This window comes from Paenibacillus sp. P22, from assembly GCF_000469945.2.
Lineage (GTDB): Bacteria > Bacillota > Bacilli > Paenibacillales > Paenibacillaceae > Paenibacillus_O > Paenibacillus_O humicus.
Window position 1 is genome coordinate 1 of the sequence record NZ_CBRA020000097.1, and the last position, 23,594, is coordinate 23,594.

At 60.8% G+C, this 23,594-nt stretch carries 22 protein-coding genes and 4 pseudogenes; 13 read left to right on the plus strand and 13 right to left on the minus strand.

Going from position 1 to position 23,594, the window contains the following annotated elements; all coding sequences use genetic code 11:
- The 7 genes and pseudogenes from BN871_RS14445 to pruA form a co-directional block, all read right to left on the minus strand.
- Positions 1-320 (minus strand): annotated as a pseudogene (locus BN871_RS14445) (hypothetical protein); the annotation flags it as partial.
- Positions 321-368: 48 nt separating this feature from the next.
- On the minus strand, positions 369-956 hold the full coding sequence (locus BN871_RS14450) for a TetR/AcrR family transcriptional regulator (RefSeq protein WP_021879021.1): 588 nt from the start codon (positions 954-956) through the stop codon (positions 369-371).
- 37 nt (positions 957-993) lie between these two features.
- Entirely contained in the window at positions 994-1,686 is a 693-nt protein-coding gene (locus tag BN871_RS14455; protein ID WP_048746861.1) for a DUF2306 domain-containing protein, read from the minus strand.
- 19 nt (positions 1,687-1,705) lie between these two features.
- Positions 1,706-2,185 carry a hypothetical protein gene (locus tag BN871_RS14460; RefSeq protein WP_021879019.1) on the minus strand — a complete coding sequence of 160 codons (480 nt, stop codon included), beginning with the start codon at positions 2,183-2,185 and terminating at the stop codon, positions 1,706-1,708.
- A gap of 315 nt (positions 2,186-2,500) precedes the next feature.
- Positions 2,501-3,106 carry a hypothetical protein gene (locus BN871_RS28415; protein WP_083436446.1) on the minus strand — a complete coding sequence of 202 codons (606 nt, stop codon included), beginning with the start codon at positions 3,104-3,106 and terminating at the stop codon, positions 2,501-2,503.
- A pseudogene (locus tag BN871_RS29105) lies at positions 3,033-3,803 on the minus strand (RNA polymerase sigma-54 factor); the annotation flags it as partial. The pseudogene BN871_RS29105 and the gene BN871_RS28415, both read right to left, overlap by 74 nt.
- Positions 3,804-4,002: 199 nt before the next feature.
- Complete coding sequence (gene pruA, locus BN871_RS14475) at positions 4,003-5,550, minus strand: L-glutamate gamma-semialdehyde dehydrogenase (protein WP_048746866.1); 1,548 nt, start codon at positions 5,548-5,550, stop codon at positions 4,003-4,005.
- A gap of 259 nt (positions 5,551-5,809) precedes the next feature.
- On the opposite strand from pruA, the gene BN871_RS14480 reads away from it, so the two are divergent.
- The 3 genes from BN871_RS14480 to BN871_RS14490 all read left to right on the plus strand — a co-directional run bounded on the left by BN871_RS14480 (position 5,810) and on the right by BN871_RS14490 (position 9,492).
- A complete protein-coding gene (locus tag BN871_RS14480) occupies positions 5,810-6,733 on the plus strand; it encodes a proline dehydrogenase family protein (protein ID WP_048746868.1) in 924 nt (307 codons plus the stop codon).
- Between the two features lie 382 nt (positions 6,734-7,115).
- Entirely contained in the window at positions 7,116-8,825 is a 1,710-nt protein-coding gene (locus BN871_RS14485) for a sigma-54-dependent Fis family transcriptional regulator (RefSeq protein ID WP_048746869.1), read from the plus strand.
- A gap of 127 nt (positions 8,826-8,952) precedes the next feature.
- Positions 8,953-9,492 (plus strand): GNAT family N-acetyltransferase, encoded by a 540-nt coding sequence (locus BN871_RS14490; protein WP_021881194.1) that lies wholly within the window; start codon positions 8,953-8,955, stop codon positions 9,490-9,492.
- 88 nt (positions 9,493-9,580) lie between these two features.
- Here the strand turns inward: BN871_RS14490 and BN871_RS29110 are convergent, their stop codons facing one another.
- The 4 genes from BN871_RS29110 to BN871_RS14505 form a co-directional block, all read right to left on the minus strand.
- The gene (locus BN871_RS29110) at positions 9,581-10,117 is read right to left on the minus strand and encodes a phosphomannose isomerase type II C-terminal cupin domain (RefSeq protein WP_232313077.1); all 537 of its coding nucleotides are present in this window, start codon (positions 10,115-10,117) and stop codon (positions 9,581-9,583) included.
- Between the two features lie 46 nt (positions 10,118-10,163).
- Complete coding sequence (locus tag BN871_RS26945; RefSeq protein ID WP_198158048.1) at positions 10,164-10,958, minus strand: sugar phosphate nucleotidyltransferase; 795 nt, start codon at positions 10,956-10,958, stop codon at positions 10,164-10,166.
- A gap of 82 nt (positions 10,959-11,040) precedes the next feature.
- Positions 11,041-12,435 (minus strand): glycosyltransferase family 4 protein, encoded by a 1,395-nt coding sequence (locus BN871_RS14500; protein WP_232313073.1) that lies wholly within the window; start codon positions 12,433-12,435, stop codon positions 11,041-11,043.
- Complete coding sequence (locus BN871_RS14505) at positions 12,435-13,331, minus strand: DUF6492 family protein (RefSeq protein ID WP_069202484.1); 897 nt, start codon at positions 13,329-13,331, stop codon at positions 12,435-12,437. Before BN871_RS14505 ends, BN871_RS14500 begins: the two co-directional genes overlap by 1 nt.
- A 195-nt stretch (positions 13,332-13,526) precedes the next feature.
- On the opposite strand from BN871_RS14505, the pseudogene pepT reads away from it, so the two are divergent.
- Positions 13,527-14,760 (plus strand): annotated as a pseudogene (gene pepT / locus BN871_RS14510) (peptidase T).
- 372 nt (positions 14,761-15,132) lie between these two features.
- Positions 15,133-16,296, plus strand: coding sequence for a glycosyltransferase family 1 protein (locus BN871_RS14515; protein ID WP_048746872.1), 1,164 nt, complete (start codon positions 15,133-15,135; stop codon positions 16,294-16,296).
- A gap of 166 nt (positions 16,297-16,462) precedes the next feature.
- On the opposite strand, the gene BN871_RS14520 is transcribed toward BN871_RS14515, so the two are convergent.
- Entirely contained in the window at positions 16,463-16,963 is a 501-nt protein-coding gene (locus tag BN871_RS14520) for a GyrI-like domain-containing protein (protein ID WP_048746874.1), read from the minus strand.
- A gap of 242 nt (positions 16,964-17,205) precedes the next feature.
- Positions 17,206-17,646, minus strand: a complete 441-nt coding sequence (locus BN871_RS14525) for a GrpB family protein (protein ID WP_232313075.1) — start codon at positions 17,644-17,646, stop codon at positions 17,206-17,208.
- Between the two features lie 338 nt (positions 17,647-17,984).
- On the opposite strand from BN871_RS14525, the pseudogene BN871_RS14530 reads away from it, so the two are divergent.
- From BN871_RS14530 to BN871_RS14560, 8 genes and pseudogenes are all read left to right on the plus strand, one after another.
- Positions 17,985-18,497 (plus strand): annotated as a pseudogene (locus tag BN871_RS14530) (stage III sporulation protein AE); the annotation flags it as partial.
- 33 nt (positions 18,498-18,530) lie between these two features.
- Positions 18,531-19,316, plus strand: a complete 786-nt coding sequence (gene spoIIIAF, locus BN871_RS14535) for a stage III sporulation protein AF (protein WP_048746876.1) — start codon at positions 18,531-18,533, stop codon at positions 19,314-19,316.
- Positions 19,317-19,350: 34 nt separating this feature from the next.
- A complete protein-coding gene (spoIIIAG, locus tag BN871_RS14540) occupies positions 19,351-20,007 on the plus strand; it encodes a stage III sporulation protein AG (RefSeq protein ID WP_307721785.1) in 657 nt (218 codons plus the stop codon).
- A 160-nt stretch (positions 20,008-20,167) separates the two neighbouring features.
- Positions 20,168-20,821: a SpoIIIAH-like family protein gene (locus BN871_RS14545; protein WP_021880403.1), complete on the plus strand. Its 654-nt coding sequence runs from the start codon at positions 20,168-20,170 to the stop codon at positions 20,819-20,821.
- On the plus strand, positions 20,749-20,937 hold the full coding sequence (locus BN871_RS30240; protein ID WP_374725885.1) for a hypothetical protein: 189 nt from the start codon (positions 20,749-20,751) through the stop codon (positions 20,935-20,937). Before BN871_RS14545 ends, BN871_RS30240 begins: the two co-directional genes overlap by 73 nt.
- Before the next feature lie 224 nt (positions 20,938-21,161).
- Positions 21,162-21,650: an acetyl-CoA carboxylase biotin carboxyl carrier protein gene (accB, locus tag BN871_RS14550; RefSeq protein ID WP_048746877.1), complete on the plus strand. Its 489-nt coding sequence runs from the start codon at positions 21,162-21,164 to the stop codon at positions 21,648-21,650.
- 31 nt (positions 21,651-21,681) lie between these two features.
- Complete coding sequence (gene accC, locus BN871_RS14555; RefSeq protein WP_048746879.1) at positions 21,682-23,058, plus strand: acetyl-CoA carboxylase biotin carboxylase subunit; 1,377 nt, start codon at positions 21,682-21,684, stop codon at positions 23,056-23,058.
- Between the two features lie 113 nt (positions 23,059-23,171).
- A complete protein-coding gene (locus BN871_RS14560; RefSeq protein ID WP_021880408.1) occupies positions 23,172-23,579 on the plus strand; it encodes an Asp23/Gls24 family envelope stress response protein in 408 nt (135 codons plus the stop codon).
- The last annotated feature ends 15 nt before the right edge of the window (positions 23,580-23,594 follow it).

Sequence of the window (23,594 nt, forward strand, 5' to 3'; positions counted from 1 at the left end):
GAGCGCTCGCTCATGCTGATCGACCTGCTGCAAAACGACAAGAAATCCATGATCTCACGACCTCCGGCCAGCGCCGCTCCCGCTCCCAGCACGAAGAGCCCGGCCATAAGCAGGCCGAATGCGTCCGGCTTTCTGCGCCGCGTCAAATGCCACAGCTGCTCCAGCAGCGGGAGGCAGGTCGCGATCAGCAGCGCCTGCAGCCCGGTCATGCCCTCGCTCAGGATACGATACGCCATAAAAGGCAAAACCGCATTCATTAAGATCGTCGCCGCCGCTCCGGCAGGAATCCGGCGCAGAGCCCTGACTCTCGAACCCGCCATCCAATCCATCCACTCCCGTTGTCGAATGAACTTAAGCTGCATGATGAATCAGCGAAGCGCCTTTGAGATCAGCGAAAAGATGTCTGCCGACGCCAATCCGTCCTCTTGTTCCAGCGTCCCCAGCGTCCGCATGCCATAGCTGAATACGATGAACAGTCCGGCCATCTTCGCGGCGTCGATCTCCCCCGGAATCGCCCCTGCCTGTTGGCCGGTCTCGATCCAGCGGCGGCTGAGCTCCAGATTGAACCGGTGAAGCTCGTTCATCATGGCTTCGATTTTGGGATTGTCGATTTGGCTGAGCAGATACGTAAAGATTTTGTTGGTGACGGCATTCCGGTCCGTATTGCGCTGGATCGCCTCCGAGATCATGCGGATGGGAGGAGTCGCCTCTCCTTTGGGCGCTTCCGATACGGATTGCTTGAAGCTCTCGTTCATCCGGTCCATCTTGGCTTTCAGAATCAGGCCGAACAGCTCGTCCTTGCCCGATACGTAATGATAGATCGCGCCCTTCGACAGCCCCGAGCGGTCGATGATGTCCTGCATCGTCGTCTGGCGGCAGCCCTTCTCCTGAATGATCTGCTCCGCCGTATCCAAAATGAGCTGGAAGCTGGAGGTTCGGCTTGCGGGTTCGTTCATATATCGTCCTCTCCTTCAGCTGTCGGTTATGGTCTTCTTATTGTATACCAACCGTCGGTCCGGTCAACCCAACGTCGCGCCCCTTCGATCTGCGGATGATCCACTCGGCGACGGCCAGATTGACGAGCCAGCACAGCCAGCTCACAGCCTGGTAAGCCGGAGTGAAGGAGCCGAGCAGCAGCACCAGAGGTCCCAGCAGGACACGCAGGGATACGCCTGAAAAGGTCAGGGCATAACTGCGGATCATCCAGCGGCGGTGCTTCCCGATGCGGCCAAGCATCGCCTGCCTGACGCCATGAATCGTCGTTGCCAGCCATAATGCGTCCATAAGGAGGAAGCCGGCGCCGGCGATCCGGCCACCGCTGGCCTTGAAGGCCAGATACAGGCTTGCCAGGCTGCTGAGCGCTACGGAAACCGCATAAATCCGACCGGCGAGCCGGTGCAGCCGCGCCCTTCTCAAGGACGGCGAGCGGGTCCGCCCTGCCTGCCCGGCCGCAGGGCGCAGCAGCGCGTACAAGCCGCTGAGCATGGCGGCGCTTGCCGTGACGATGTGGACATACAGCATGTAGATCCACGGCGTGTAGCTGAACCCCGCCGACTGCAGCTTGTAATTGACGAACCCCGCCTGCCTCGCTCCCGCAATGCCGTACTGCACCAGCACATAGCCGAACACGAGCAGCAGCGCGGCGGCAGTGAGCGACCAGATTCCCATTCTCGACTTCAACGTCATTCTTCGATCTCCTCCTGCCTCATATGGACTGATGGGCCATTTGCCGCGGGTAGCGCAGCGCTACGAGAAGGGCACGTCCAAGGAATATTCCCCCGATGCCAAGCAGATAAGGCACGAAGGGAAGCTCATGCGACAGCTCCATTGGAATCCCGAATGCGCTGGCCGCGCCGAGCTCGATGCCCAGCCTCAAAGGAATGGAAAAGAGCCAGACTGCCGCGCCCGCAACGGAGCCCCGTATGACCCACACAGAGCCCTCTTGGAAGATCAGGCTCAGATGGCCCTGAAGCAGGCCGATGCCTATCCCCATCAAAGCTTCCAGCAGCAGCAGAATACCTTCTCCCTCTCCAGCCTCAGTGCCGGAGGAAGCCGCGAGAGCGCCTCCCAGCAGCAGCATGGGAAGAACGAACAGCCTGGCGCTCAATAGTCTGGTTTTCAGCTGCGATCGCAGCATCAGGAGAAAGAGAAGGGAGATGACGATCGGCGACAAAATGGCTGGCATGCTAGCTCAGCTCCTTTCTCCGAGTCAAACCGGCCGGTCTACAGGAAGTGTAGCGGCCGATCGAATCCCATTGCTGCTGCGTCATGTCTTATCTCTCCCTTTAGGCTTTAATAAATTTCCATACCGACCAGCGGTCTGTTGTTACTAGAATACAAACCGACCAGCGGTCTGTCAAGAGGGGATGAAAGAAACGATTTATTTTGCCCTATCCTTCCGCTGCCGCAGAACGCTCCGCGCTTCTCCGCTTTCTTCCCCTTTGCTACCTCTGTCCGCGCAAAAAAAAGAGCATGCCTCCAGGCATGCTCTTTTCTTGGATTATCGGCGCTTCCGGACCGAAGAAGCCGGAATTCGGAGCTCTTCCCGGTATTTGGCTACGGTCCGGCGGGACAAGGCAATCCCTTCTCCCTCAAGCAAAGCCGCGAGCTGCTGGTCCGACCAGGGATGCGCCTTGTTCTCCGCGCCGATCATGGCCTTGAGACGCTGCTTCGCGGCCGCAGCTGCGGTCCCATCGCCGCCGTCCGGGGACAGGCTGGCGGAGAAGAACGAGCGGAAGCTGAACACGCCGTGCGGCGTCTGTACGTATTTGCCGCTGACAGCCCGGCTGACCGTCGACTCATGCAGATGCACGACGGCCGCGATATCCGCAAGCGTCATCGGCCGAAGGGCTGAAGCGCCCGCTTCCAGAAAGCCCGGCTGTCCGTCCATGATCGCTTGAAGGACTCTGCGTATCGTCCGCCTGCGCTTCTCCAGGCTCTGCATGATCCCATAGGCCGACCGGTAGCACGCCTCCAGGTAGGCCCCCGCTTCCCCCCAGCCTGTCTCCGAGCAGCCGGCCGTAACCGGAATCCACCGACAGCCGCGGCTCCCAGGAGGCATTGAGCTCGATGCGGAAGCCGGAGGGCATGCGCTCGATTCGGGCATCGGGAATGATGGTCTGCGGTTTGCCTGGACATATGCCTGCGCAGGGGCGCGGACTCAAGCCGCGGATATAATCGCGGATCTCGATGACCTTGGATCGGCTCAGGCCAAGGGATGACGAGACGGCCTCCCACTTTTGGCCGGCCAGCTGGTCCAGATGCCGCTCCACCGCCACGGCGGCCAGCGCCGGGCTCCGGTCGTCGCGGGCGATCTGGAGCAGGAGGCACTCCTGCAGGCTCCTCGCCCCGACCCCGGCGGGATGGAGCGATTGCAGCCACCGGAGCGCTTCCTCCGCCTCCGCCTGATCCAGTCCCAGCTCGGAGGCGATCTCGCCCAGATCCAGCTGCAAATAACCGTCGTCGTTCAGGTTGCCCGCCATATAAGCTGCTGCCTGATGGATGCGCCGAGGCAGAGACAGCAGCCGCAGCTGGCCGGCCAGCTCAGCCTCCAGCGTCGGCTCGGCCTCTGCAGCGCGGGAGAGCGGATTCCCGGGGAAGGAGGATGCACGGCCGCTGCGCAAGGCGCCTCCGGCGCGGGTGCCCTCGTACTCCAAAACCGGATTCTCCGCAGCCAGCTCCCGCACATAGCTGTCCAGCTCGCATGCGGGCAGCGTCAGCATATGGATCGATTGCCTGATCTCCGGCGTTACGGCCAGCCTGAGCCTCTGCTCCTGGCGCAGCTCCAGTCCTGTCATCATCATCCTCCGCCTCCTTGATCCAGACTCTCGCGGCGCTTCATGCCCCCAGTATACCTAAGGGGAGCGGACGATGACAGTCCCGCTCCCCGCTTTGATTCCACTGCGCTTTCCCCGGTACGAGCCGCTTTCTCTCCGGATCGGCCGCTTTCCCTCAGGGACAGCTGCCTTTGTCCCCGAATCGGCTGCTGCTCTCAGGAACAAGCTACATTTTCTCCGATACGAGCTTCGCTTGCGTGAACAGAAGCAGGTAATCGCGTCCGCCCGCCTTGGAATCGGTGCCCGACATGTTGAAGCCGCCGAACGGATGGACCCCGACGAGAGCGCCGGTGCATTTGCGGTTGAAGTACAGGTTGCCGGCAAAAAATTCGCGGCGGGCCTTCTCCAGGTTCTCCCGGCTGCGCGATATGACCGCTCCAGTAAGGCCGTAATCCGTATTGTTGGCGAATTCGAGCGCCTCGTCGAAGGAGGACGCCTTGATGAACGCGACAACCGGCCCGAAGATTTCTTCTTGCGCGATGCGGGCCTGGGAGTCCACGTCGGCGAAAATCGTCGGCTCGATGAAATAGCCGGACGGATCGCCGGTGCCGCCGCCCGTCACGAGCCGGCCCTCCTGCTTGCCGATCTCGATGTACTCCTGGATTTTGCGGTAGGCGTTCGCGTCCACTACCGGACCGATATGGGAAGCCGCCTCGGCCGGGTTGCCGATCCGGAGCTGCTTCGTCAGCGCCGTTACTTTCTCCAGCACCGTGTCGTAGACGTCCTCATGGACGATCGCGCGCGAGCAGGCGGAGCACTTCTGTCCGGAGAAGCCGAACGCCGATGCCGTGATGGCTTCCGCCGCCAGGTCGAGATCGCTGTCGGAGTCGACGACGATAGAGTCCTTGCCGCCCATCTCGGCGATGACGCGCTTGATCCACTTCTGGCCGGGCGCCGTCTTCGCCGCGCGCTCATTGATGCGCAGGCCCACGTCCCGGGAGCCGGTGAAGCTGATGAAGCGGGTCAGGGGATGCTCGACGAGGTAGTCCCCGATTTCTCCTCCAGGTCCGGGCAGAAAGTTGACGACGCCCGCAGGAACGCCCGCTTCTTCGAGCAGCTCCACGAACTTCGCCGCAATGACCGCGGTCGGGCTGGCAGGCTTAAGGACGACGGTATTGCCGGATACGAGCGCGGCCGTCGTCATGCCGGCCATGATGGCCAGCGGGAAGTTCCACGGCGGGATGACGATGCCGACTCCGAGCGGCATGTAATAGAGCTCGTTGTCCTCATCCGCGAGGCGGGTCAGCGGCTGAGGAGCGTGCAGACGCAGCATTTCACGGGCGTAGAATTCCATGAAGTCGATCGCTTCGGCCGTGTCCGCATCCGCTTCCGCACGGTTTTTGCCCGATTCGAACGTCAGCCACGCGGAGAACTCATGCTTGCGGCGGCGCATGATCGCAGCAGCCTTGAACAGGCAGCGGGCGCGGGACTCCGGAGCCATCGTCCTCCAAGTCTTGAACGTGTCGGATGCCGTCTGGATGGCGCGTTCCGCAAGCTCGCGGTCCGCCTGGTGGACGCGGCCGACAACCTGCTTCGTATCCGCCGGATTGATGGAATCGAGCAGGCTGCCTGTTTCGATCTTCTCGCCGCCGATGACGACCGGATAGGTTCGGCCGAGCTCGGCCTCCACCTTTTTCAAAGCTTCGTCGTAGGCTTGGGCGGTCTTTTCATCCTTGAAGTTGGAAAACGGCTCGTTCACAAATTCCTCTCTCATGGTACAGCCTCCTTGGATATGTTCTCAGCCCTGCGTCTGCATGGCCGGCTCCTTTTTTTGTTTCTCAACATAAGTATTCAAGCAAGTTTCATGCCAACTTCAACTCTTTGTTGATGCAAAATGTTTTTTTTATTTTTCAAGCTCGGCTTCCTCGATGTTGGCACGGCGCTTGCTTCTATTATTTGCAGGCAGCCGATTCCCGGCGACAAGGCTTCGGGAATCTATTTTTTTCGACGGAGAACGGAAGGGGCAATCGAGGATGGAAATCGGATCCGAGCTGTACCGCAAAACCTTGCTTACCATTACGGGCAACAGCCTGGTAGAGAAGCTGACGCTCAAATACGGCAAGAAGCTTGCCGGCAAATTCATAGCGGGGCAAGAGCTTCCCGAAGCGATAGACGCCATCCGGGAGTTGAACGGCAAAGGCATCATGGCCACGCTGGATCATCTCGGCGAAGGAATCAAAAGCATGCGGGAAGCCGAAGGCTACCGCAAGGAATATGTCCGGCTCGTCCAGGCGATCGCCGCAGCCGGAGTCGTCTCCAACATTTCGCTGAAGCCGACTCAGATGGGCCTCGCCCTCGATCCCCAGGCTTGCTACGAAAACATCCGGCTGGTCGTAAAGGAAGCGCAGCAATGCGGCAACTTCGTCCGCATCGACATGGAGGACACGCCGTTCACGCAGGCGACGATCGACATCGTCAAGCGTCTGCATGCCGAAGGGCTGACCAACGTCGGCACGGTCATTCAAGCCTACCTGCACCGGACCAGGCAGGATATCGAGGACATGATCGAAGCCGGGATCCGGCTGCGCCTTGTGAAGGGAGCCTACAAAGAGCCCGCCGAGGTCGCCATTCAGAAGAAATCGGCCGTCATCGACAACTTTAAGGACATGATCCGCACCCATCTGGACCGCGGCATCTATACCGCCGTCGCGTCCCACGACGATACGATCATCGACTGGACCAAGAAGTATGTGGAGGAGAACGGCATCTCCAAGGACGCCTTTGAATTCCAGATGCTGTACGGCCTCCGCATGTCCTACCAGGCCGAGCTCGCCCGGCAAGGCTACCGCGTCCGCTGTTATGTGCCTTACGGGGCGATGTGGTACCCCTATTACACTCGCCGCCTGGCGGAGAAGCCGGCCAACCTGATGATGGTCCTCAAAAACATGTTCAACTAGTTCTCTCCAAAGTGTCTAATCAATTAGACACTTTGGACTTTTTTTGACATGTCTTGCCAGAGACATTTCGGTGCAAGCCCCTTGGAGGCGAGAGCCCGCCTCCAAGCGAACCGTTCTCCATGCAGCACATAGGGGCTCGTCCGATATGCTCATGGCGCAGACGGCAACGAAAACGCTTCGGAGAGATCGGCTTCCCGATCGATTCGGCGCCTTAGCCTTTCTAGCCCTCGTTTTATGCCAGGCTGCATCCCTCCCAAGGGATGAAGCAGCCTGTTTTTTTGCGTTTCGACCGAAAGTGTCAAAATTTTTGTACACTTTTCGCCGCCAATTCTTATAATAAAGATAACGGTTACATCTGAAACCGCGGATGAGGAGGGATAAGATGAGGCACCAGCTTCCTGCAGGCTGCAGCATCATGACGCAAAACTTTGCCCTATGGACCGAGGAAGAGGCCGGCTCCGGCATTTTGCCCCAGACGGGCATCGTTACCTTCATCCGCACCGCGGAAGGGCTCTATGAGTGGCTCGTGCCTGGAGCCCCCGGCAATTCCGGCCGGATCGCGGTCCATGCCGTTCCGGAAGGAACCGGACTGGACGAGCTGGCCGCCATTGCCGGGGACTGTCCCTACGCGCTGCTTACCGGGACATCCGGACAGCCCTGCGGCATCGTCCGCATGAGCGATGTCCGCCGGGAGCTTGCGCTCGCCTACCGGCAGCTCAAGGCGGGCTTCGACGCGGCTCTGGAAGCATCGGAGATTGCGATTACAGTCATCAACGAGCACAGCGAGGTGATCGCATGGACCGCCGACGCGGAGCGGATGTTCGGCATCCGCCGCGAGGATATTCTCGGCAAGCAGGCATCGGACTTTTTCCCCAGAGAGCGCCTTCAGGTGCTGCGCACGCTGCATACGGGCGACGCCGTCCGGCAGATGCAGCATCAGCCGCGGCAGGATATCCATGCCATGATCAACGCCCGCCCGATCGAGATGGACGGCAAGGTGATCGGGGCGGTAGCTGCGGAGATCGACATCACCTCCCAGATCCGCATGAACAAGCAGTTGTTCACGATGGCGGCCAAAGTCCAGCATCTGGAGCGGGAGGTCGCCAAGCTCAGCCCGACGAGCGATCCTTTCGCCCCCATCAAGGGAACGAGCGCGGCGCTCAAAACCTCCGTCGAGACGGCCCGCAAGATCGGCTCCACCCAGGCGACCGCGCTCATCCTCGGCGAAAGCGGGGTCGGCAAGGAGCTCTATGCGCGCGCCATCCACGATTCGAGGGAGAAGGCCGGAGCCCCGTTCATCGCCATCAACTGCGGCGCCATCCCTCCTTCCCTGTTCGAGAGCGAGCTGTTCGGCTATGAGCGCGGAGCGTTCTCCGGCGCCGATCCGAGAGGCAAGAAGGGCAAGATCGAAATGGCCGGAGGCGGCACTCTTTTTCTCGACGAGATCGGGGAAATGCCTCTCGACATGCAGGTCAAGCTGCTGCGCGTGCTGCAGGAGAAGAAGTATTACGCGGTCGGCGGCTCGGCCTTGAAGCAGGCGGATTGCCGGATCGTCGCCGCTACGAACCGCGATCTCAAGGCGATGATCGGCGAGAATAAGTTCCGCGAGGATCTGTACTACCGCCTCAATGTCGTCACGCTCGACGTGCCTCCGCTTCGGCACCGGAAGAGCGACATTTATGAGCTGATCCAGACCTTCCTCTCGGAATTCTCCGTCGCCTACGGCCGATTCATCGAAGCTTGTCCGAGCGAAGTGGTGCAGGCGATGATGAGCTACGATTGGCCCGGCAACGTCCGGGAGCTGCGCAATGCGGTCGAGAGGCTCGTCATTCTTTCTTCCGACGGAGAGCTCAAGCCGGAGTACTTGCCGGGGCCGGTGCTGAGCGCTCCGGGCTCGGCGGCTCCGGCTGCCCCCGTCAAGGAAGCGCAGGCCGGCGCCCGGCTGCAGTCCATGAAGGACGAGGTCGAGAAGCAGAAGATTCTCGAAATGCTGGAAGCCGAAAAAGGCAACAAGCGGGCCGTCGCCAAAAAGCTCGATATCTCGCGGGCGACGCTGTACAACCGGATGAAACGGCTGGGATTGCCGCTTTAGGACATACCGACGGAGCACGGAATTGTCCCGATGCCGGGTCAAGGCCGGACCGATGCGCCGGCGGAGCCTGAGGCCGACCGCTTTGCGCCGTCCCCTGCGGGACCCAAAGCAGAAAGAAGGTAACGATATGAATTCGATGAAAATCCGGATTCCGAAGCGTGAAGAGGCCGCGTCGATGAACGTTTTTTTCCGGACCGTAATCACGGATACGTTTGCCAAGGAAGGCTTGAACGATCACGCTGAAGACCTGGAAAATGAAATCGAAAGCAAGCGGCTCCGCCTGGAGCGCTGCTTCGAGAGCGAAGGCGGGGAAGTGCATTTCCTGGTTGCCGAGGTCGACGGAGCCCTTGTCGGTTCCATCGAGCACGGTCCGCCCAGCAGCCTGATTCTCGAAGTGACCGATGGAGGGTACGGCCATCTTCCGGAGATCGGCACCGTCTTCGTCCATCCCGCCTACCAGCGGCGCGGAATCGGCAATTCCCTCCTTGAAGGCGCCTTCGCTTCCTTGCGGGAGCGGGGCATCGACGAATTTTGCCTGGACAGCGGCTACAGGAGCGCCCAGCGGATCTGGACGAAAAAGTTCGGCGAGCCGGACTTCCGGCTGCGAGACTACTGGGGAAAAGGCGAGGACCACATGATCTGGAAAAGAAAGGTGCCGAGCCCCTGATCCCTCCCTTCCATTTAAAAAGGCCATCCGCTGCGCAGTCAGAACCTGATGCGCGGCCGATGGCCTCTTTTCGCATGGAATGCCGCCGCTACCAGCTCATCAGCAGCCGCTCGATGTCTTTTTCATCCAGCACATCGCCAATCTCGACCTGCATGCAGAGCAGCTCCGTGACAGCCTTCACTCCGTGCCTGGCGCCAGGAGGAAACCGCATCACATCCCCGGGTCCGACCGTGTAGATCTGATCCTCGAGCATGAAGCGGCCGGTCCCGGACAGAACCGTCCACACCTCTTCCTTGCGCTCATGCAGATGGTAGCTTGTGTGGCTGCCCGGCTGCAGCTCCACGCGCCGCGTCAGCACCGCCCCGTCCTCCGTCTCGGCGTAATCGATCGTCCGGCATATTCCCCATCGCTTCTCCTCGTACATGGGCAGCCGCGCCTGCTCGCCCAGCATGCTCTTGATGCGGCTCGCCTCGCTCTTGCTGGCGACGAGAATTCCGTCCGGGCTTGCCGCCACGATGACATCGCACAAGCCGATCACATGAATCGGGCTGCTCAGCTCGTTGATCAGATGGGTGTTGTGGGAGCCTTCAGCGACATGTCCAGGCCCGATCACAGTGCCGTCCATATGGCTGACGAACGTCTCCCAGCTGCCCAGATCATGCCAAGGGCCCTCATAGAGAAGCGCCGCCCGGCGGGTGCACCGCTCGACGACCTCCTCGTCGAAGCTCGACTCCCGCAGCCCGCGGAAATTCTCTCGCCGCTCCCCGTCCGCGGCCAGCCGATCGTCGCCGCTCATCCGCTCCAGCATATAGCCGAGGCGAAAGGCGAACACCCCGCAGTTCCAGAGCGCCCCCCCGGCGGATCAAGCTTGCGGCTGTCGGCGGATCGGGCTTCTCCGCGAACCTTTCGACAGGAAACCAGGGCAGCTCCTTGCCGTCCCCTGCCGCCTCCTTCTTCCCGCGCGCGGCACGCTTCTTCCGCTCCGGAACGATATAGCCATATTGGCTGGAGGGATGAGAGGGAGCGGTGCCGACGAGAGCGATGTCCGCGCCCGCCTGCTCCAGCGCCTGCGGCAGCCGCTGCAGGAGATCGAAGAAATCGGACTCTACGAACAAATCGACGGGCAGGACGCAGACGATCTCATCCCGGTCTGCCTTCAGCTCGCTTGCGAGATAGGAGCATGCCTGCGCCACGGCGGCATAGGTGCCCCGCTTGCGGCTCTCCTCGATAATGGGAATGCCAAGCCCGACATGGCTCCGCGTGATTTCGGCCTGGCTGCGATGCGTCACGATCGCCGCTTGGGCGGCGAGGCCTGCCGCGGCGAGCTGGCGGCAGACGCGTTGGATCATCGACTCCAGGCGCCCGTCTTCGCCAGGAAGGAGCTTCAGGAACAGCTTGGAGCGAACGTCGTTGGACAGCGGCCAGAGCCGCTTGCCGGATCCTCCCGATAACAAAATGATGCGCAACTGATGAAGCCTCCTTGCTTCTTGACCTGCTTGCATTCTCTATGCGGAGCAGCTTGCTTGCTCGGGCCGCTCCGCTGCCTGCTCACGGCTTCCTTGCCCGCCAGACCCCTTGCGGCAAAAGCATCTCTCGCCGGGACGGAACAGCCCAGCCCGGCGCCTGCCGGGATGAAGTCGCGCTTCCCCCCGCCATTCGGGCCGATAAGGCTCGCTTCGGCGTTCGGCGAGACGGCCCGGGCTTGGTTCCGGACGCCCGGACCGGCAGGCGCTTTCCGGGGAAAGCTCCAGCCGGCTGCCCCTTCTTGCCGGAGCGGACCGCTTCGAGCGCTTTCGCCAGAGCCTCGCCGGCCTTCCGCCAGCTCATGCCCATCATATCGCGGCGCCCCTTGGCTCCCTTCTCGCGGCACAAGGCCGGATTCGAGCTCGCCTTGCGCATCTGCACCTTGAGCTTGGAGGCATCGGCCTCTGCCCACAGCTGGCCCTTCTCGGCGAACAGGCTTCGGAAGGTATGGGAGATGGCGGACGGCTTGCCCATCGAGGCGGCGGGGCTTTTCAGCGAGTAGGGAACAAGAAAGGAATTGGAAGGCTTCAGGAAATCCATCTGGCCGCCCCATGCCGTCGCAATGACGGGAACCCCGCTCGCCAGCGCCTCCATGAACGGCATGCCCACCCCTTCGCCGCGCGTCGGCAGCACGAAGGCGGATGCAGCCGTATACAGGCCCCTGAGCTCCCGAGAACTCATGCGGCGGGTGAGCAGGACGAGCGGCGCGGTTGGATGGGCGATGCGCAGGGAGCGCCGATAGCGCCTTATTTTCTCCCGAATCCAAGCCCCGCTCTCCCGGGCTCCGTACCCGCTGGTTTTGATGACCAGCAGCACGTTGTCCTTGTCGGTGAACTCTTCCCAATAAGCTCGAAGAAGCGCCTCCGGATTTTTGCGGTGCTGGAACCCGAACACGGAGAGGAAGACGAATCGGCCTTTGCTGCCGGGAATTTGGAAAGGCGGATTGGACGGCCGGAATGCAGTCGTGTCCACCCCATGGGGAGCCAGGTGCAGCGGCACCTTCACCCCGCTGTCGCGCATCGCCTTGAGGTTATGCCGGCTCGGGACAATCACCGCGTCGTACCGGTTGATGGAGGAGCGCCATCGTGCGGGAATGCGGGTCGTCTCCCAGACGGTATTCAGGACAACCTTGTCGTACCGCCCTCTGGCTGCCGCCGGATTCATCGTATGGGGCGGATAATGGTAGACGAGCATGCGTCGGCCCTTGCTCTTGCGCCCCCCGTCATGGACGCCCATGCCGGCACGGGCCTCGACCCGCCACCCCTGCCTCCGCAGCGCTTGCGCATATTCCCTGCTGGCGCTGCCAAGCCCGCTGCCGCGGCCGATCGGGCCGCGCCAATCGATATGCATGGCCTGCTTCGGCGCTTTGCTTCCTCCCGTCCCTCCCTTGCTCCGAACCCGCCCAGCGCGGGCGTCCATCAGCCGCGGCCTCCCTTCAAGGCAGCGGCTTCTCTCGGCAGGAAGGTCCGGCCCCGCAAGGACAGCCGCCTGTTCCGGCCCGCTGCCTTGCTTCCGCTGCGGACGTAGCCTTTGCGTTCATGGAAGCTGACGGAGCGGTACTTCGCCGCAAGCTCCTTGCTGCGCTGCGGCGTCAGCCGGCTCGCCCGCCCATGCAGCCCGCGGTTCAAAGCTGTGCGAAGCTGGACGCTGCCGGGGTAGCGGCTGTAGACAAAATTCCCGTACGTCTCATACTCGCTGAAGCCAAACTGCTTGGTCCGGTCGATGCTCTTGAGGATGGCGCGGTGCCAGCTCATGCCGTGCCGCCGCTCGATATCGCGCTTCAGCTCCCGCAGCTTTCTTTTCTCGAACAGCATATAGTGCGTGACGAGCGAACGGGGAGCCGATGGAGCGCGTCCCATCAGCTTTTTGTACGTGCGGAAATACTCCGGCTGGCTCCAGCTTCGGGTATAAAATGTCGTCCGCCCTCCCGAGCGGAACGAATGGGGACGAATCAGCACCGTATCGGCGTCGAGAACGAGAAAATGCTCGGCCTTGACGATCTTGTCGCCGCTCAGCTTGAGCAGCTGCTGAAACAGCCAGCCGGAACGGTCCCACTTGGCCGAGCGGTAGGTGATATCTTTTTTCGTCAGGGGAAGCACCGTATTTTCGTCCACGAACCTCCACCCATGGGTGGAGCAGGCCGACTGCATCGCTTCCGTGCGCGGCGCGACGATGACAATCTCGCCGACGGGGTGCAGAGATTGGCGGCGAACGGCCTGGACGGCATGCGGCAGCGTCCCCAGGTCCTTCTCGATTGCGGGGATAAGCACGTCGATCCGGGCGGCGGCGCCGGATCGGGCGGAATGGCTGGTCATATAATCATCTCCTGTGCTGGGAGCTCGCTCCATGGCTTTGCCACCAACATATGCGGGCGCCTCCCGCTGCGGTTGGGCAAGCGGCGCGAAGAGGCGTCAGCCTCCGGCACGGCCGGCCGGCAATGCTGGCTTACCCTGTCCCTGCCTGCTATGATGAAAGGACAAAGAGCATTCTGAAGGAGGATTACGATGGAATTGAAGCAGGATTTGATCCGCAGGCTCATCGCCTATGCGCAGGTGGATACGCAGTCGGACGAGAACAGCGAGACTTGTCCTTCCACGCCCGGCCAGCTTGTGCTCGCCCGGCAGCTCGCCGCCGAGCTGAAGGAAATCGGACTGACGGAGGTGTCGCTGGACGATAACGGTTATGTCATGGCGACCCTTCCAGCTACGGCGGACAAGCCGGCGCCTACGATCGGCTTTCTCGCCCACATGGACACTTCTCCCGACCTGACCGGTACCGATGTGCGTCCGCAAATCGTCGAGGGCTACGACGGCGGAGATATTGTGCTCGATGCGGAGAACGGCATCGTGCTCTCCCCCCCGCGAATTCCCCGAGCTGGCCGCCTACAAGGGCCAGACGTTGATTACGACCGACGGCCGCACGCTGCTCGGCGCGGACGACAAAGCCGGCATCGCCGAAATCATGACGGCCATGGCCTATCTGGCCGCTCATCCCGAAATCCCCCGCGGCAAGGTGCGCGTCGGCTTCCTGCCGGACGAGGAAATCGGCCGCGGCCCGCATCGCTTCGACGTCGCGGCGTTTGACGCGCAATTCGCCTATACGATGGACGGCGGTCCGCTGGGCGAGCTGGAGTACGAGAGCTTCAACGCCGCCCAGGCGGTCGTCACGATTCAGGGCAAGAGCGTGCATCCCGGCACCGCCAAGGGCAAAATGGTCAACTCCTCCGCGATCGGCATGGCTTTCCACGGCAGGCTGCCCGCGGGAGAGGTGCCTGAATTCACGGAAGGATACGAAGGCTTCTATCACTTGAGCTCGTTTGAAGGCACCGTCGATAAAACCCGGCTCAAGTACATCATCCGCGATTTCGACCGCCAGAGCTTCGAGAACCGCAAGAGCGCCATGGAGACCATCGCCGACGAGTTCCGTCAAACCTACGGCGAGGACAGCATCAAGCTGGAGCTGACGGATCAGTACTACAACATGCGGGAGAAGATCGAGCCGGTCATGGAAATCGTTGAGCTGGCCCGCCAGGCACTGCTGGATGCCGGCGTGGTGCCGATCATCAAGCCGATCCGCGGCGGCACCGACGGCTCCCAGCTCAGCTACATGGGTCTGCCGACGCCGAATATCTTTGCCGGCGGCGAGAACTTCCACGGCCGGTATGAGTTCGTATCCGCCGAGAGCATGGAGAAGGCGGCGGAGGTCATCATCCGGATCGTCACGCTCGCCCAGGAGCAGGCTTAGCCCGCTTCCCGGCCTCAAGATCTTCCCCAGCGCCGCCTGCATGCGCCTTCATTCATGCAAAGCCAGCCGGCCTATGAATCAGCCGCTTCAAAACCAGTCGAAGGGAATCCGGTCCAAGGACGGGATTCCCTTCTTTTGCCTCATCAAGCAGGAGCTGTTATTGTAACCATCTCGGATATGCCTTCTAAGCTGCACCTTGCTGCATGCGTATGAAGCGAAGCCTATTGCATTTTCTATCGATTTCAACCCTGTCTTCTTTTATCGCCGCTTTGCTGTTCGGGACGCAGCCTTCAAACGCTCTCAACATTTCCTTGACGATCCGCTGACAATCGCATGGTACTCTCTTCCCATCCGAGAACGGAGGGATGAGCCATGCGGGTCGCCTTGTTCACCGATACCTATGTGCCTCAGAAAAACGGAGCCGCGCGCACGCTCGGGCGTCTGGCCGCTTATCTGGAAAAGAGGGGCATCGAGCCGCTTGTACTGACGCCCCGCTGCTCCGCCGATACGGAACAGAGCTTCGTAAGGAGCTACCCAAGCATCCCCTTCTTTCTGTATCCCGAATGCCGGATCGCCGTGCCCAACCCGATTTCACTCCGAGCCGAGCTCGACCGCTTCCGTCCCGACCTCATCCACTTGGCGACTCCGTTCAACATCGGCCTGAGCGGACTGCTCTATGCCCGCAAAAACGGCATCCCCCATGTGGCCTCTTATCACACGCACTTCGACCGTTACTTGGCCTATTACGGCCTCCAGCATGCCTCCAGACTCTACTGGCGCTACGCCCACTGGTTCCACCGCACCTGCGCCGCGACCTTCGTCCCTTCCCGCGAGACGCTGTTCTCCCTCTACCGGCATCAATTCGGAGGCCTCCGGTTATGGCAGCGGGGGGTGGACTGCGGGGTGTTCCGTCCGGAGCTCCGGTCGCCGGAGGAGGTGCGCTGTCAATTCGGCCTGCCGGAGAAAAAGCTGGCTCTCTATGTCGGAAGGCTCGCGCTGGAAAAGGATCTCGCCACCCTCGCAGCCGTCATGAACGGGCTGTCCGGCGAAACCCGCGAGCAGCTCCATCTGCTCGTCGTCGGCGACGGCCCGCTGCTGCCCGAGCTGCGCCGGCAAATGCCGGACAACGTCACCTTTGCCGGGTATCGGGAAGGGACGGAGCTGGCGCGTCTGTACGCTTCGGCCGACCTGTTCCTCTTCCCCTCCAGCACGGAGACGTTCGGCAACGTCGTCCTGGAAGCCATGGCGAGCGGGCTTCCGGTCATCGGAGCGGAAGCCGGAGGCGTAAAGGAGCTCGTCCGGCACGGGCGCAGCGGCCTGCTCTGCCCGCCCGGCGATCCAGCCTCCTTCATCGACGCGCTTGAGCGGCTGCTCGCCCGTCCCGAGGAGGCCGCTTCCATGGGAGAAGCCGGGAGAAGAGAGGCGTTGGGCCGATCCTGGGACCAGGTGCTGGGAGGAATCGTGGATCAATACGAGGAGATTCTGCTCCTGCAAGCTGAATCCACCCCCGCGTGGAAAGGGAATTCCGTCTCGTGAGAAAAAGCATTCCTTTGCAATACCAGATAATTCCGTTTCATTTCTTCTAAACCCTGTCGGCCTTTCTCAACGCATATGCTCGTGAACGCTCCCTTTCTTGAAGGACGTAACGGCTCCGCAAAAAATCCCCTGCAGCCCAAAAGGCCGACAGGGGATTCGTCCTGCGCTAAAGAGCCCGCTCCACGGGAATCAGAATGGTGAACTCCGGTTCCCGGTCGTAGGGATCCTGGCTCATGGGGTACTCCTCGTAATGAGTCAAGCCTTCGGGAGCGGTCTCCTTCATGCCCTGCTCCCCGATCCAGGCATACAGATTCCTGTAAGAGAGGTCTATGCTCTGCCCTTTGCGATGAAAGCAGCAGGCATAATCCAGCTCCGGGACTGCGATGCCCGTCATGCCTTCCGGAAGGATCCCGGAACCCTGCTCTCCCAGCTTCACGGCCGCATAATGGACAAAACCTTCCGCAGCGGGAAACGCGTGATAGGACAAGCCGAGCAGCACATCCGTCTGCACCGCCCCGTGAATCTCGCGCAGCCTCTTCTTGAATTGTTCCTGCAAGATCCGGATGCCTCCCGCGCCGGCCTCTGCGAACGTCCCCTCCCACCGAATTCCAACGGCCCGAAAGGCGGGCCGCTTGATCAGCCGGGCCTCGGCGATCTGATTATCCATATTCCATATCCTCCTTTAATTTAACTTTTATGGAATCATCGCACTATACTATACAGACAAATTGTGTCATGGAAAGAGAAGAAAAACGATGACGATAACATCGCGGCTTCTGGAGCTGAAGGCTCTCGCATACGAACGAAGGCGCTTCACGGCGGAGAGATGGCGCTGTCCCCAGAAGGGCGAAATCTTCCCGCCTCTGCGGTCATGATTCCGATCAGAATCGGCTTCCAGTGGCTCAGCCATCACATGGCCCAGGTCGCCAGCCCTCCGTCTGCGACCAGCTGCTTGCTTCCCGCAGCAGCTCCCAGATTATCGGCTCCTTTTCCTTCCACGTATGCGGGACGGTCCTCCTTGAAGAGGGCCATCAGTCGATGCTTCCCGGCTGCGTAACGCCGGCATGCATCCGGATTGGACCTAAGATAGTCCCGGAACAGCAGCGCGGCCTGTTCCGCAAAGCTGCCCGCTTCCCGAACATGGATATGCGTTCGTCTCGCTCCTGGAAGCTCGCGGAAATACCTTTTCGTGAGGTCGGGGTTTCCTTCCCGGAACAGAAAGCCGGCCGCCTCTATTCTTTCCCTGCATGCCTGGAACTGTGCAAACGAAGCGATGGAAATCTGGATGTCAACGACTGGCTTGGCATCCAGGCCTTCGACAGCCGTGGAGCCGATAGGGTCGATGCGCAAGGCTCGAACCGAGCCCTCTCCGCAGCTAGTCCGCCGTCTCCGCAAAGTGCGTTCTCCACTCCGGCGCATGCTCCGAAATTCTCCACTGGTCCTCCATGCGGCAGCCCCCCGATTTCCCCAATCCATGGCTATTATAACAGCGACTAGTGCCGCAGACAGAACAGAGTCATCCCCTCCATACAAAACAGCCTGTCGAGATAAAAGAAATCCCCTTCAGGCCATCTGCCTGAAGGAGACATCTGCAATCCCATTCCATGCCGCACATTCAAGCGGCAGCGCCACAAGGGAGCGATGCTCGGCGCTCCTCTTAGAGAGTTCCCTGCACGGCCGGCTGGCCCGCTGCTTTGAGCGACCGCTTCAAAGTGACGCAGCTCGCCAATCTGCTGCGGACGACTGGCGCGGGAATACTCGGGGTCATGCTGACCATCTTTCTGGGAGTCATCTCGGTCCAGGGGGCGGCAGGAAGCGTGACGGACGGAATGACGCTGCGGACGGCCAAATTCATCAGCGGCAGCTTTGTCCCGGTCGTAGGAAGGACGTTTTCGGATGCGGCCGATACCGTCATTTCGGCATCCATGATGGCCAAAAATGCGGTCGGTCTCGCGGGAGTCATCATCCTCCTCTTCCTCTGCGCTTTCCCGGCGATCAAGATTCTGGCGCTGGCCGCCATCTACAATGTCAGCGGCGCTGTCCTGCAGCCGCTCGGCTCCAGCCCGATTACGACCTGCCTGCTGACCATCGGCAAGACGATGCTGTTCGTGTTCGGAGCTCTTGCGGCGGTAAGCCTGATGTTCTTCCTGGCTGTCACCATCATTCTCACGGCAGGCAATGCGATGATCATGATGCGTTGAGGCAGGCAGCGCGGATGAAAGGAGTCGAAGCCGATGCTGGGCTGGTTCAGCTCCTGGCTCAAGGATGTCATTTCCGTCATTCTGCTCGCCGCCATCGTGGACCTGCTGCTTCCGAACAAGTCCATGCAGCGTTACGCGAGGCTTGTAACCGGCCTGATCGTCCTGCTCGTCATTCTGACGCCTCTGCTGAAGCTGGCTCAGGGAGACATCCAGGGGAAGCTCAGCGAGACCATCAAGGACTGGGACCGCGAAGTGCGGGACTCGAATGTCAAGATGCCTTCGCTGGACGATATTCTGCGGAAGGCCGAGGAGACTTCGGGCCGTTCCAGACAGCAGGCAGCCGAGCTGGCGCGGACGAAGCTCGAATCCGAGGTGAAGGCGGCTGTCGAGCGGCAGACCGGGTTCGGCGTAGCTTCGGTGGCTGCTTCGGTATCGTGGGATGGCAGCGGCAACGGAACGGTATCCGGCGTTGTCGTCACGCTGGCAGCGGCGGGCGGGAATTCAGCCCCGTCTTCGGCGGATAGCGGCATGGCCGCTGGAGCGGGAGAAGTCTCTCCGGTGGACATCAGGATGGACCCCCTCCGCGTCCAGGCGGGGGATGCCGCCTCCGGCGGCGCCTCCTCGGAAGCGGCGATGGCTCCTGTAGAAGAGCCGGGCGCTGAAGATGGCAGTACGATGCATTCCGGGGAAGGAACAGAGGCTGGAAACGACAGCCCGTCCGCGGCTCCGGCGCAGGCCGCTGCCGAGGTCAGGAGACTGGTCGCGGCCGGTTGGGGGCTGCAAGACCGCCAGATCCAAGTATGGCTGGAGAAGGAATGAAGAGAGGAACCGTGCATGGCGGAGAGGAGGGGCAATGGTGGGCAAATGGCTGGAAAAGCTGGAGCAGCTCGCCGGCGGCGGTCCCGCAGGGCCGGGCCGCGTCAAGGCGCTGAGATGGCTTCTGCTTCTGGGATGCATAGGAGCGGCGCTTATGATTGCCGGCAGTCTGCTGGATTTCCGCCAAGTCGGCACGACCGGCACCCATCAGGGAGCCGATCCGCCCGCTCCCGGCTCCGGCGGCGATCAGAGCGCCTTCATCGGCAAGACGTCGCCTGACGGAACAGACTTCTCGAGCATCGAGCAGCCTCTGGAGAACAGGCTGAAGGAGATCTTGGAGCAGATTGTCGGCGTCGGAACCGTGAAAGTGCTCGTCACGATCGATTCGACGGAAGAGATGGTGTGGGGCGTAGATCCGAACAACTCCCAGTCGGTGACGGATGAGAGCGACAAGAACGGCGGCAAGCGCCACATGACTCAGGTGACGAGCAGCGGCAAGATCGTCATGTATGAAGTGTCCGGGGAGCAGAAGCCGGTCGTGACCAAAATCATCAAGCCGAAAATCCGCGGAGTGCTGGTCGTCGCCAACGGGGCGGAAAATGCTGCCGTGAGGCGGATCATGACCGAGGCGGTGGAGAAGGGGATGGATGTTCCCCTCTCGGCAATTTCAATTGTTCCGCGCAAGACGGGCTGATCCATCCTGGACGGCGGGCGCAAAAATCAAAGCAAGGAATAAGAGTAGAGCCGAAGCCGAAGCCAAAAGAAGCCGTAGCAAAAGAAGCCGTAGCAAAAGAATCCGAAACCGAAGCCGAATCCAGCCCCAATGGTCAACCATTTTAAGGAGGTCAAAGACAATGAATTCGAAACGTCAAACGGTATGGCTCGTATCCATGCTCAGCCTGATGGTCATTCTCTCCGCTTACTATCTGTTTACCGACAATTCGGGACAGAGCGCGCTCAAGGACACGGCGCAAACGCAAGGCGCGTCTTCCGGCGCGACGGAAGTATCCGGCGCCGCAGGCGTTGAAGTGCAGGATATGGTCATCACTCCCGGAGATGAAGCTCAGGCCGCCGATCCTGCGGGTAAAACGGATGCAGGCGCGGCTGCGGACGGCGTCAAGGATTCAGGCAGCAAGGCAGGCACGGATGCGGCAGGTCAAAAAACGGATGGACAAACGAAAGCCTCCGATGCGAAGGACGGAGCGAAGGAAACCTCTGCGGCAACGGGCATCAGCCCCGAGGACCAGGCGGTGCTCCAGCAGTTCGAAGCGGGATCGGCTGCCGGCCAGTTCACCGAGCTGAGCGAAAAAAGCCAGGATAAAGTGAGCAAGCTGTATGACGGCATCATGAAAAAAGTAAACGATCCGAACCAGACGGCAGACGCTCCGCCAAGGCGCTGGCCGAGCTCGACAAGTTCGAGAGCCGCCAGGACAAGATCGAGAGCCTTCGCAAGGATCTCGGAGCGAGCTTCAAAAACGTCGTCATCGACGAGAACGACGGAGCGGTGACGGTCGTAGTCCAAAGCGAAAAGCTGCAAAGAAGCGAGGCTGCTTCCATCATTGCGAAAGTTAGCACTTCGCTGAATGTCAGCGCGGGCAGCGTGCTTGTGAAGTATCTCCCATGACGGAGCGAAAGAAGGCTTTCCGGATCGTTCCGGGAAGCCTTCTTTTTGTTTGCGGCAGGGAAGCATCGATGCCCGGCGATTGACCTCTCGTGTTCGAATAGGGCTTGTGCTATAATACACTACGTCATGGCCGCATGGAGGGCTCAGCCCCGCAGTTCCGTCCGGCAAGCAATTAGAGCCAGGGGTTATTCCGATCCCCGTACCCGCCCTAAGGAGTGAATTACATGTTCAAGCTTAGCGAAATCAAAGAACTGATCAAACTGATCGACCAAACTTCCGTGCAGGAACTTGAAATCGAGAACGAAGGAACCCGCCTGCTGATCCGCAAGCCCGGCAAAGCGGAAACGGTCGTTTATCAAAGCGCGCCCCAAATTCCTACATATACCCAGCCGCAAATGACGCCGCAGCCTGCTGCCGCAGCCGTTCAGGCTGCGCCGGACGCATCCGCGGGCTCTGCGAATGAAGGAGAGAAGCTCCACAATATCGTGTCTCCGATGGTAGGCACTTTCTACACCTCCTCTTCCCCGGACAACCCTCCATATGTGACCGTCGGCAGCAAGGTCAGCGACAAGAGCGTCGTCTGCATTCTGGAGGCGATGAAGCTGATGAACGAGCTGGAAGCCGAAGTGCGCGGCGAAATCGTCGAGGTTCTCGTCGAGAACGGCCAGCTGGTGGAATACGGCCAGCCGCTGTTCCGCGTCCGTCCGGAGTAATGACAGGTTCCGAGGAAGGAGACAGATCGCTTTGAAATTCCAGAAGATCCTCATTGCCAACCGCGGCGAGATCGCCGTGCGGATCATCAGGGCGTGCCGGGAACTCGGCATCGCCACCGTGGCTGTATATTCCGAGGCGGACCGCGAATCGCTGCATGTCCGCCTGGCCGACGAAGCGTACTGCATCGGGCCGACGCTGTCCAAGGACAGCTACTTGAATCTGACCAACATCATGAGCGTGGCGACCCTGACCGAGTGCGACGCCATCCATCCGGGCTACGGCTTCCTTGCCGAGAACGCGGACTTCGCGGAGATCTGCGAATCCTGCAACATCACGTTCATCGGCCCTTCGCCTTCCGCCATTACGAGAATGGGCGACAAGGCGATGGCGAAGCAGACGATGAAGGATGCCCGCGTGCCGATCATTCCCGGTTCGGACGGCCTGATCGAGGATCTGGACGACGCCATCCGCGTCGCCAGAGGAATCGGATACCCCGTCATCATCAAGGCGACGGCAGGGGGCGGAGGCAAGGGCATCCGGATCGCCGAGGACGAGGACACGCTGATCCAGCAGATCACGACCGCCCAGCAGGAAGCCCAGAAGGCTTTCGGCAACGCAGGCGTCTACCTGGAGAAGTACCTCACCGGCATGAAGCATGTGGAAATCCAGATCATGGCCGACCGTCACGGCAATGCCGTCCATCTGTTCGAGCGGGACTGCTCCGTGCAGCGCCGCCGCCAGAAGCTCGTCGAGGAAGCGCCTTGTCCGGTTCTAAGCCCGGAGCTCCGGGAACGGATGGGACAGGCGGCCGTGCGCGCGGCTCTCGCCGTCGAGTATTGCGGCGCCGGCACGCTTGAATTCCTGCTCGGTCCCGACGGACAGTTCTACTTCATGGAGATGAACACGAGGATTCAGGTCGAGCATCCTGTAACCGAGATGATCACGGGCGTCGACCTGATCAAGGAAATGATCTCCGTGTCGGAAGGCAATCCGCTGTCGATCCGCCAAGAGGATCTCCGCATCGACGGCTGGGCGATCGAATGCCGGATCAACGCCGAGGATTCCGAGCGCGGCTTCATGCCTTCGCCCGGCAAGATCGGCTTTTACCTGCCGCCTGGCGGCATCGGCGTCCGCGTCGACAGCTCCGCCTATCCCGGCTACACGATCTCGCCGCATTACGATTCCATGATCGCCAAGCTGATTGTCTGGGCGCCGACCCGCCAGGAAGCGGTCAGCCGGATGAAGCGCGCGCTGTCCGAATTCGCGATCGAAGGCATCAAAACGACGATTCCGTTCCATCTGAAGCTTCTCGAGCATCCGATTTTCCTTGGCGGCAGCTTCGACATCAAGTTCCTCGAGGATTACGACGTGAACAAGCCCTACGGCGACGAAGCTGCGGATGCCTGAATCCGTTTGTCATAAAACCCGTGGAATGCTATAGTATAGGAATATGAATCGGATGAGCCTCCGGTTGCGGACCGGAGGACACCTATCATCAAGCGGGAGGTGCGTCAAGGCACATGAGCATCATGGCAGCGGATTACGAGAAAACGGACATCGGCACGATCCAGATCGCGCCGGAAGTCATTGAGGTCATCGCAGGCCTTGCGACGATCGAGGTCGAAGGCGTGGCCGGCATGAGCGGCGGACTTGCGGGCGGCATCGCCGAACTGCTCGGACGCAAGAACTTGTCCAAGGGCGTCAAGGTCGAGGTCGGGCACAAGGAAGCGGCTGTCGACGTGTCCATCATCGTGGAATACGGCAATCCGATTCCCGAGATCGCAGCCGAAATCCAGCGCAATGTCAAAAAGTCGATCGAGATGATGACGGGACTTATCGTCGTTGAAGTAAACGTACATATTCATGACGTCTACTTCAAATCCGGCGAAAGCCCTGTTGAAGAGGACTCTGCCCTAAGAGTCAAATAAATAAGGAACCGTCAC